Origin of the sequence: Rhizobium sp. CB3171, assembly GCF_029714265.1 — a bacterium.
In the GTDB taxonomy this organism is placed as follows: Bacteria; Pseudomonadota; Alphaproteobacteria; order Rhizobiales; family Rhizobiaceae; genus Rhizobium.
On the sequence record NZ_CP121653.1, the window covers coordinates 445,368 to 455,334 of the forward strand.

Sequence of the window (9,967 nt, forward strand, 5' to 3'; positions counted from 1 at the left end):
AATGAACATTCAATCAGATGATCCAAGCCCTGCGGATCTGACGTCTCGAGATGCAGACGATCGCCCAGGCATAGGAGCGGGGACGAGCCAGAACCCGAATACGGACGGTTCGGGAGAAGCAATCCGGCAGAATTTACAGGAGCTACGGCAGTTTACCGATGAGCAAACAGAGAAAGCGAAAACCGCCGTCAGCGACGCGGCCGAAGATAAGAAGAATCTTGCTGCACGCCAACTCGACGGTATCGCATCGGCATTCGAAAAAATCGGAGCCGAACTCGAACGATCGAACCAACAGGCCGTCGGCCGATACACCAAGCAAATTGGTGGTTCCCTTCAGAATTTCGCGCACGACATGGAGGGTCGTGATCTTGGGGAAATCGCGGGCATGGTTGAAGACTTCGGGCGGAGGCAGCCGCTTGCCTTTCTCGGCATCGCGGCGATTGCCGGCCTGACAGCCAGCCGGCTGCTCACGGCCTCAGCCCACCGTCGGAACAGCCCGACGGATTCCCGGACCTCGACTCCTTCAATGCCTGCAGGTGTCGAGCCCCTCAAAAACGGGTAGTACCAGAAGGATCGCGACAATGGCAAATCATTGGGATGACCGCTCTCTGACCGAACTCATGGCCGGCCTAGTGACCGATATAACCGGGCTCTTTCGCAAGGAAATCGACCTGGCGAAGGCGGAGGCATCGGAGAACCTGAACCGCGCGCTGGGAGGCATCGAAACCCTGCTCATTGGCGTCATATTCGCAATCGGTGCCATCGGCGTGTTGTTGGCCGCGGCCGTCAAAGGCCTAGCCGCTTTTCTCGTCGCACGGAACATAGCTGAGCCGAATGCCGACACGCTTTCGGCGCTTATTGTCGGCGTCATCGTCGCGGGCCTTGCCTGGGCAATGGTAGCGCGCGGGATTTCCACGCTGCGTGGCAGCAACCTAAAGCTGGATAGAACGGCGACGTCGCTGCGGCGGGACGTGGACGTCGTAAAGGAGAGAGTGCAATGAACGACAATTCTCACTCCCACTCGGCTGCCGAGCTGCAGCGAGAGATCGAGGCGGATCGGCAGAGGATCGAGGAAAAGCTCCATGCCATCGAGGAGCGCATGTCCCCCGGCCAACTCGTAGACGAACTGCTCGATTACGCGAGGGAGAGCGGCGGCGCTGAATATGTCAATAATCTCGGCAAGGCGGTTAGGACCAACCCTATTCCCGTCACTTTGCTGGGGGTGAGCCTCGCCTGGCTGTTCGCCAATCCTGGCGTCCGCACCGAGCGGCGTGACGCCGAGGAGGAATACCCTCTGGCGATCGTGACGGGCGCCATAAGACGTATGGGTCCCATAGAGGTAAGCTTTGGCGAACGGTATAGCAACTTCACGGATGAAGAGGGTAATCGTTTCAGGGCGATGACGGACGCCGCCGGCCGACGGGCCGGCCACTTTGTCGATCAGAGCGGGAAAGCTTATCGCGGTTTTACCGACGCGACCGGCAAACAGATCCAGGACATTCGTGACGAGGCTGGCGCCTTGTTCGATGAGGCTTCCGGCTGGGCGTCTGACACTTGGCGGCAGCTCAATACCTCTGCCGATCGGCTGAAAGAGTCGATTGCGCAAGCCGGAAATTCCGTTGCTGGCAGTGTCCAAGGTGCAGCGCAATCGTTTGAGAATCAAAGCAGGCAGCTTAGCGAAGCTATTCTCAGGCGTTTTCGCGATCAGCCGCTCGTCGGCGGTGCGCTTGCATTTGCGGTCGGCGCAGCGATTGGAGCGGCGCTACCTTATACGGAGTTCGAGGACAATGCCGTGGGCGAAGTTTCTGACCAGCTACGCAGGGATATCACCTCAAGGACGACTGAAGCGGCCAGCGAAGCAATCGGAACTGCACGAGAGGTCCTAGACAAGGTGGGAGACACCAGCGCAAAATACGATCCCGCGTAAATTGGGGTGTCAAAAAGCAGAAGATTGGGCTTCTCCCCCACGACTGTTTGTTTCGTACCGCAGCAGTATTACCTGCTAGCGATGAGTTCAGCCGTTTCGCTAGGCGGCTGACCTGCCCGACGTGGCCCGTCGAAGGGCTGATAGCTATTGTCCTCTCGACGATAGGACGACGTATAGCGGCTTGGACACCAATCGGCTGGTTGTGCAGATATCGATGATCCGGCCCCGGCGCCTTCGTCCATAGAAAAAGCGGCCCACGGATCTACCTGCGGAAAAGCTCATGTTCATAGAGTTCTTGTTTTAAGCTCGGCGACGGAGCAACTGAGTTTCAGATGGTAGAGATCCGTCAGATCGAGCTTGTCCCATGGCACGATATGGCCGCTTGGCCGCTCCTTGAAGCCGAAGGGACGCAGGATGGTATGACCGATCGTCGTTGCCGATAGTCTTTCGAACAATCCAAGAGCGCCCAGGTGATATTCGACAACGACGAAATCTTCTCCATCGGCTGCCGCCTTGATTTCCTCCAATCGCCCGACCGGCCGATCATTTGTGTCGTGAACCTGCATTCCAAGCAGGAGTTCCAGGTGGATCTCCGTCACGACAGTCCTCCCGGAATGTAGCGAAGGATATGTTGCCTCAGCCATTCCTGCGATTGTTCGAGCGGCGTTTCGCTTTTGTCGACATCGGCTTCGATATCGACGCCGACATCCGTGATTTTTGACCATGGGATCCGATAGGGATGCTGACCTTCGACCGCTCGCGATGTCGTGGAAAAGGCGAGCATCCAACGATACAGCCGTTGGCTCAGCCTTCGGATCCGCGTTGAGGTCCCCATTTCGATGAAGGCAACCTTGGGCTGGCTGCCATTTTCTGCGGTGAGCACGATCCCGTCGACTTTTCCGATACGAGTCTGCCGACGGTCGACGACCTGCTTATCCAGAACATCGCGAACAAGATACATGTCAGCCTCCGAGGATTTCCAGGGGTGTGGTTACAATCGAAAGTACGAATGCCATCGCGACGATGAAGACGACGGCAGCGTTGCCGACCCACCCATTTCTGTGTTCTCCCACGTAAATCGGGTCGTTCATCAAGATGAGGAAAGGAACCACGCCGAACGGCAGGCTGATGGCGGTTATCGCCATCGAGAAGATGGTGAGTTTCAGCGGATCGATGCCGACGGCTATCGGGATCATGGCAATCAGAAGCGAAGCCGTATAGACGAGGCAGAATGCCGGGTTATCTTTCGGTTTTGCGTCTTCCGACCAATTCCACCCGAAGCCCTGCGCAACCTGATAGGCCTGCGCAAGGCCCACTTCGAGGGTCGCGCCCAAGCAGGTGATCCCGAGTGACGTTGCAAAGAGATAAAGCCCCCATTTTCCGAAGGCGGGAGTGAGGATCATGGCAATCTGCTCATATCCTTCGATGTCTTCGATCCCTCCAGCGGGATAGATCATCGCAGCCAGTATCATGATGGCGGCGGTGATAATCGCGCCGAAGCTCATGCCGATGATTGCGATCGCGCGGTTGGCGCCGAAGTAGCTCTTGTCCCACTTATCTTCGATGGCGCCCGAAGAATAGAAGTAGAGGAGATAGGGAGAGATGAGGGCGCCCAATATTCCGACGACGATGAAGCTATAGTGCAGCGGATCTTCGCGGGGCAATGTCGGCACCATGCCTTTCGCGACTTCGTCCCATGGTGGCCTCATGACGAAGACTGCAACGACGAATGACAGAGCTATCAGCCCCAAAGACGATATGCCGTTCTCAATCAGGCCGAACGTGCCTCGCCAGAGCAACAGCCAGACAGCAAATGTCACCGGCAACGACCACCATTGAAATTTCACTCCGGTCAGAAACTGCAGTGCAAGCGATACGCCCCCGATTTCGGCGGCAAGAACGAGAAGATTGACGATAAATGCTATGGCTACCGTCAGAAGAAAAATGTTGGAGCCGAAGCGGGCTCGAATTCCGTCGGCGATCGTATAATGGCTCGCAATTGCGAACCGCCCCGACATTTCGACGAGGAAAATCACGCAGATCGTCCCGAGCATGATGGCCCACAGAGGGGTGAAACCATAAGCCGCCCCCGCCTGACTTGCCGTTGCGATATTCCCCGTTTCAAGAAAGCCGCCGATGCTCGTGACGACACCAAGCGATATCTGCAGCAGCTTTTTCATTGTGCTGTTCCGGCGCTTGCTTTCAACTCAGCTTCGACGCCTCGCAAATCCTCGAGATGCTGCGAAACCGTACCTATTCGGTCATTGACGATGTCGTCATGCGTGGCACCGATAATCGTGTTCAACCGGCCAGCCAGTGCGGTCAAGTCCTGGGGAGAGGTCGGAAGCTCCTTCGACAGGCTGCCGATCTCCTTTCCGCATCGCTCCATGGTGAGTGCTGTAAAGCTTTTCGACACAAGCATTTTTGCTCGTCCGTCCAGGGCCATGTCCGCCGTCGCAGTCCAGGAGAGCAACGCACGAATTTGGCGTTTGGTCTGCTGTTCATCCGAGCAAGCGGTCATACTCACAAGCAGCAGGGTGATGATGAAAAGCTTCAACACAGTGGCCTCACGGAATGCCCAAGCTCGATCTCCGTAATATAATCGAATGGCGGCTGTAGGGTTCCCGATGCCATGTGCTGAAGCCTCTCGATCCGTGAGAATTCAAGCCCTGTGGCCTGCGGAGGGATCGATGAAGAAACGTGATGCCGATGAAGATTCAGGGATCTCCGTGTCCTTTCGGAACCGTGAGTTCTGAACCTACGCGGGCAGTTCATCCTCGCGCGCGACGGCCCTGGAATTCTGACGAAATCTTCGAAGGACTAGGAACCAATCGGCACCAGACGCTTTGCTCAAATAGGTGCGGATTGAATGTTTGAAGGACGGCCCACCTCATCACAACAGAGTTCAGCGGCAGCAGATAACAAATGTCCAGATCGGATAATCCTGGTAACAACGATGCGGCCGAAATCCGCAAGGACGCGAGGGGCCAATATCGCCGGCTCGTTAAGAAAAGCCGCAACAACGGCGTCGCTAGCGCCAAACCGAAGGTCATTACTGGATCGGCCGACGCAACGGTGAACAAGAGGCCGCCTGCCGAGAAGAAACCGGAAAAGGACTGGGATCTGAACTACGATCCCGCGGATATGAACGAAGGCAAATATCGAGGCTAAATCGCTATTTATTTCGAGCGGGAACCTAAGACAGGGACGTTGGTTTGATAGGTGGATCGCGTAGATTTAGTCCCTTCCTGCCAGCCCTGTTGCCACCTGCGCGGTCCACCCTCTTCCTTTTGCGGGGTCGTACTTCGCGCTGAAACCATGCGCATCATATCCGCGCGCATGGACGACGCGTTCGGGAATGCGCTCGTGATCGAAATGGAAGAGTTTTTCGCTTAAATGAGAGTCTTCGATAAGAGCAGGACCACGTGCCCCGACCCGCAGGCTGTTCTGATCATCGGCAACTGGACCGCCCTGAGCAGTCGTCAAGACCGGTTGCCAATCTTCCGCAAATTGATGAAGTTCGCCTCCTTCATCTCGAAAAAGTTTTTGGTCATGAACTGTGGCGACAGCACGTCCGGCGGCCTTAGAGGTCCTCTTGGCCATGGTGTTATCCCGTAAGGTAATATGTGAAGCAGCTACGTGGAAAAGCCGCTCGTCGAGCGGCTTTTTGTGAGACCTGCGTTGGTCTCAGGCGGCCTTGCCTTTAGGATTGGCCGCGGACTGCGCAAGTTGCGTCAGCTTTTTGTCCGTGGCCTCTTCTTCAGCCAGGCTCGCTTGCAGGAGCGGCACGGCGTCCTTGAGGCCAAGCTGCTTGGCCCATGCGATCAATGTGCCGTAGCGCGCGATCTCATAATGTTCGACCGCCTGTGCCGAAGAGATGAGCCCAGCGTCGAGAGCCTTCGTGCCCTTATACTCTTCCATGATCTCTTCACCTTCGGCGATGATGCCCTGGATCGCTTCGCAGGTTTTGCCGCGGGCTGGCTTGCCCAAAAGTTCGAACACTTGATCAAGGCGTTCGATCTGGGCCTGCGTCTCGTCACGATGCTTCATGAATCCTGCCTTGCCTTCCTCGAGCTGGGCGGCCCGGGCCATTTTCGGCAAAGCCTTCAGGATTTGTTTTTCGGCAAAATAGATGTCCTTAACGGTATCAAGGAATAAGTCGTTCAGCGTCTTCTCTGTAGCCATTAGATCCTCCTGGCGCCTGATTGCGTCGTCACCGAACATGGAAAGCACCTGAATGTTCCGGGAGGTGTCTCGGGTCAGAGCGTTGCAAGCTGTTGGCAGAGGGCGCTCGCATGTGACGGAGCGCCTTCGGTTGGCGTCAAACTGTGCGGCGGTCCGTGACCAGCAGGTCTTCCTCCTCGTCGCGTTGCTTTCCACCGAGAGCGGCGGCCGCCGCGGCGATGAACGCCCCGATCACAAGCGAGAGCGATCCAAGGAGCGCTGTTGTTGCAGCCGCCTTCCTTGCCTTGTCGGTGGCGGCCTGAACGGCGACCTTGGCATCATTGATCTGCTTCAGGACGGTATCGACCCGAGCACGGGCATCTGTTTCGGACAGGCCCGTCCGTGCGGAAACGATGCCGGCAATATATGCCTTATCGCCATCCGGAATTCCTCCATTTGCAGCACCTTGAAGCAGGATGCGGGAAACTTCTGTGGCCGCCGCTCCGTCGTCGTTGCGCGCCCGGTCGCCTGCGCGTTGTGGCCGAAGCAATGCATCGGTAAAGTAGGCGGTAGAGAGGTCCGCGCCCTCCTTCGAAGCGGCCGTCGTCGCACCCACGACACCGGCGGTACTAGCGACGCTGCCGACGGCACTCGCGCCGGTACCGGCAAGCGATGTCAGCGACGATGCCAGGAATCCGGCAACGAACACGGTGGCCAAGGCCCAACTGAGGAAACCGTGCGCGGTGTCGCGAAAGAATACCTCGTCCGTATGGACTGCTGTCCATTTCGTGCGCAGCCGTCCAGTCAGATAGCCGCCGAGAGCGGAGGACAGCCATTGGACGACCACGAGCCAGATCGCCGCTGTCGCGCCAATAGTGGCTGCGGAACTACTCTCGCCGGACCACGGCGATACCATTGTCAGACCCAATCCCGATCCGAGAAGCAGGAGGATGAGCGTGACACCCGTCGCCGCAACGGCGCCGCCAATAATCGGCCCCCAGGCGAGGGCGGACCTGGAGGATTCGATTGGTAGGATATCCGTCGACGTATCTTCGCGTGGAGACATGACAGCCTCCTAACGCATGAACAGAACAAGTAGGATGACGATCGGCAACGGTATGCCGAGAAGCCAGAGTAGGATGCCGCGACCCATTTGAAAAACCTCCACAAAGATTTGCGGAAATCCCAACTCTGAGGGTTGTGTTTTGTTCCTGCACCCTTTGGCGGTGACCTGTAATCGTCATCAGGCTGGAGTAAACATGATGAGCGTAGCACAGCCGCCGAAGCGCCGGTTTTTCACTGTCGCGGCCTACATCGAGAGACCCACCGGCAAGCCTTACATGCTCATCGATCTCTAGCGGTGGTCTCGGCTGAGGCCATTACCATCGGCTGTCATCGCCGACAGGGAACAGAAGAGCTTGTCGTTGGTTCTTTGTGGGAATTAAGGATCTTCATCATGGCTACGCAACCGAGAAACGAACCACGGAAAACATCCGGCAAACCTGCAGCAGGCGGATGGGGTTCAGCAAAGTCGGTGAGTAGGATCCTTCTTCGGGAGCATATCCCGATATCAGGCCCATCCCTGTTGGCGCATCAGAACAAGCCCGACGGTTACATGTGCGTCAGTTGCGCGTGGGGCAAGCCTGCCAAGCCCCATCCGTTGGAGTTCTGCGAAAACGGCGCCAAGGCCACCAGTTGGGAAGTCACACACCGAAGGGCCGATCGCGCCTTTTTCGCAGCCCATACGCTCGGCGAGCTGGAAACCTGGCCCGATCATGATCTCGAAGAGCAGGGACGATTGACGCATCCCATGCGTTGGGACGCTGAAAAGGATAAATATATACCCGTCATCTGGCAGGACGCTTTCGAAGAGATCGGCCGCGAATTGAGGGCGATATCCCCGGACCAGGTCGATTTCTATACGTCCGGTCGCGCATCGCTCGAAACCTCGTACATGTACCAATTGTTCGCCCGCATGTTCGGCAGCAACCATCTGCCGGATTCATCGAACATGTGCCATGAAGGCTCGTCCGCAGCACTGCCGGAAAGCATCGGCGCATCCATCGGCACGGCCATTCTGTCCGATTTCCAGAATTGCGACTGCATCTTCTACCTTGGACAGAACGTTGGCACGTCCTCGCCGAGAATGCTTCACGACCTGCAAGATGCCGTCAACAGAGGCGCCAAGATCGTCACCTTCAACCCACTTCGCGAGCCTGGGCTGGAGCGCTTCGTCAATCCCCAGATGCCCGGTCAGATGCTCACGGGCAAGGAAACGCTGATCTCGTCGGAATATTATCAAGTCAGGAATGGCGGTGATATCGCGGCACTTTTCGGCGTCTGCAAGGCACTGATCGAGGCCGACGATGCGCTCAAGGCATCCGGGACCAGCAAGGTTACGGGAATCGATGCGATCCCGGACGATCCTTCCGACGCGGGAACGGTAGCCTTTGCCGCAGCGATGGCCGCCGCCGACAAGAAACATGTCCTCGATCACGATTTCATCCAGCAGCATACCGCGGGTTTCGAGGAATTCGCTGCTGCCGCGCGAAACCACGATTGGGCCGAACTGGAGCGCGTCTCCGGCTTGACGCGAGCGCAGATGCGGCAGGCTGCCTCGACATACGCCAACTCGAATGCAGTTCTGATGGTCTACGGCATGGGTCTAACGCAGCATCTCATGGGCGTTCAGAATGTGCAGATGGTCGTCAATCTTGCGCTTCTGCGCGGAAACATCGGCAAGCCGGGAGCCAATATCTGCGCGGTGCGCGGCCATTCGAATGTTCAGGGCCAGCGCACGGTCGGCATCACCGAAAAGCCGGGTCTCGTGCCGCTGGACAAGCTGGCCGCGCTTTACCAGTTTGAACCGCCGGATTGGATCGGCCACACCACGGTCGAGACTTGCAAAGCGATCCTCAATGGCGAGGCTCGGGCGTTTATCGGTCTCGGCGGAAATTTTCTGCGGGCTATCCCCGAGACTGCGGCAATGGAGAGTGCGTGGCGGAACCTCCGCCTGACCGTCCAGATCGCCACCAAGCTCAATCGCAGCCATGTCATTCACGGCAAAATCGCCTATCTCCTGCCATGTCTTGGTCGGATCGAGATCGACGAGCAGGCGAGCGGACCACAGGCCGTCTCGGTGGAAAGCTCGGTCGCACATTTTCATGGTTCGCGCGGAAGAGCCCGGCCGGCCAGTCCGCAATTGCTTTCGGAGCCGGCGATCATCGCCGGCATGGCAAAAGCGACGCTGACGAAAGGGGTCGTGCCATGGGACCGTTGGGTTGACGACTATTCGACGATCCGCGATGCCATCGAGCAAACTTATCCGGAGACGTTCAAGGACTTCAACAAGCGCATGTTCCATCCCGGCGGCATTCCAAGACCGCTGCCGGCGCGGGAGCGCAAGTGGGTCACCCGCAACGGCAAGGCCAATTTCATCACGCCCGACCGCCTGTTTCCGGAGTTTGCTCTCCACGCGCAGGGTGATGATGTCCTTCATCTCGCCACCTTGCGTTCCAACGACCAGTTCAACACGACGATTTATGGCTTTAGCGACCGCTATCGCGGCGTCGAGGGAACGAGGCGGGTTGTCTTCGTCAATAAAGCCGACATAACGCGCCTCGGTTTCCGCAACGGCGAAGCCGTCGATCTGGTGACGGCGATCGATGAAGAGACGGAGCGCAGGGTTTCGGGCTTCACTATCGTTGCCTATGAGATTCCGGAAGGATGTTGCGGTGCCTACTATCCCGAAGCCAATCCGCTGTTTCCATTGGATCATCATGACGCCAAGTCGAAGACTCCGTCCTACAAGCTGTTGCCGGTGCGCCTTATGCGTTCCGGTGCCGTGCCCGCGAATTGAAGCCTGCACAGGTTGGA

General features: G+C 57.5%; 11 protein-coding genes and 1 pseudogene. 5 read left to right on the forward strand and 7 right to left on the reverse strand.

Annotation, left to right across the window (positions count from 1 at the left end):
* Position 1: 1 nt before the first annotated feature.
* Genes QA648_RS21285 through QA648_RS21295 form a run of 3 tightly spaced genes read left to right on the forward strand, consistent with a single transcriptional unit; the run spans position 2 to position 1,927 of the window.
* Positions 2-562, forward strand: coding sequence for a nutrient deprivation-induced protein (locus tag QA648_RS21285; RefSeq protein WP_283053477.1), 561 nt, complete (start codon positions 2-4; stop codon positions 560-562).
* Between the two features lie 19 nt (positions 563-581).
* The gene (locus QA648_RS21290) at positions 582-1,001 is read left to right on the forward strand and encodes a phage holin family protein (RefSeq protein WP_260305969.1); all 420 of its coding nucleotides are present in this window, start codon (positions 582-584) and stop codon (positions 999-1,001) included.
* The gene (locus QA648_RS21295; protein ID WP_283053483.1) at positions 998-1,927 is read left to right on the forward strand and encodes a DUF3618 domain-containing protein; all 930 of its coding nucleotides are present in this window, start codon (positions 998-1,000) and stop codon (positions 1,925-1,927) included. Before QA648_RS21290 ends, QA648_RS21295 begins: the two co-directional genes overlap by 4 nt.
* Positions 1,928-2,211: 284 nt before the next feature.
* Here QA648_RS21295 and QA648_RS21305 read toward each other — a convergent pair whose 3' ends face one another.
* Genes QA648_RS21305 through QA648_RS21320 form a run of 4 tightly spaced genes read right to left on the reverse strand, consistent with a single transcriptional unit; the run spans position 2,212 to position 4,484 of the window.
* On the reverse strand, positions 2,212-2,526 hold the full coding sequence (locus tag QA648_RS21305) for a PRC-barrel domain containing protein (RefSeq protein ID WP_283053487.1): 315 nt from the start codon (positions 2,524-2,526) through the stop codon (positions 2,212-2,214).
* Positions 2,523-2,888: a hypothetical protein gene (locus QA648_RS21310; RefSeq protein ID WP_283053489.1), complete on the reverse strand. Its 366-nt coding sequence runs from the start codon at positions 2,886-2,888 to the stop codon at positions 2,523-2,525. Before QA648_RS21310 ends, QA648_RS21305 begins: the two co-directional genes overlap by 4 nt.
* A 1-nt stretch (position 2,889) precedes the next feature.
* Positions 2,890-4,107, reverse strand: a complete 1,218-nt coding sequence (locus tag QA648_RS21315) for an Nramp family divalent metal transporter (protein WP_283053491.1) — start codon at positions 4,105-4,107, stop codon at positions 2,890-2,892.
* A complete protein-coding gene (locus tag QA648_RS21320; RefSeq protein ID WP_283053492.1) occupies positions 4,104-4,484 on the reverse strand; it encodes a hypothetical protein in 381 nt (126 codons plus the stop codon). The genes QA648_RS21315 and QA648_RS21320 overlap by 4 nt, the downstream gene beginning before the upstream one ends.
* A gap of 368 nt (positions 4,485-4,852) precedes the next feature.
* On the opposite strand from QA648_RS21320, the gene QA648_RS21325 reads away from it, so the two are divergent.
* Positions 4,853-5,098, forward strand: coding sequence for a hypothetical protein (locus QA648_RS21325; RefSeq protein ID WP_283053494.1), 246 nt, complete (start codon positions 4,853-4,855; stop codon positions 5,096-5,098).
* Between the two features lie 141 nt (positions 5,099-5,239).
* Here QA648_RS21325 and QA648_RS21330 read toward each other — a convergent pair.
* The 3 genes and pseudogenes from QA648_RS21330 to QA648_RS21340 all read right to left on the reverse strand — a co-directional run.
* Positions 5,240-5,530 (reverse strand): annotated as a pseudogene (locus tag QA648_RS21330) (catalase); the annotation flags it as partial.
* An 84-nt stretch (positions 5,531-5,614) separates the two neighbouring features.
* Entirely contained in the window at positions 5,615-6,112 is a 498-nt protein-coding gene (locus QA648_RS21335) for a ferritin-like domain-containing protein (RefSeq protein ID WP_283053497.1), read from the reverse strand.
* 136 nt (positions 6,113-6,248) lie between these two features.
* Complete coding sequence (locus tag QA648_RS21340) at positions 6,249-7,157, reverse strand: hypothetical protein (protein WP_260305956.1); 909 nt, start codon at positions 7,155-7,157, stop codon at positions 6,249-6,251.
* A gap of 390 nt (positions 7,158-7,547) precedes the next feature.
* Here QA648_RS21340 and QA648_RS21345 point away from each other — a divergent pair, with 390 nt between their 5' ends.
* Positions 7,548-9,950, forward strand: coding sequence for an FdhF/YdeP family oxidoreductase (locus QA648_RS21345; RefSeq protein WP_283053500.1), 2,403 nt, complete (start codon positions 7,548-7,550; stop codon positions 9,948-9,950).
* The last annotated feature ends 17 nt before the right edge of the window (positions 9,951-9,967 follow it).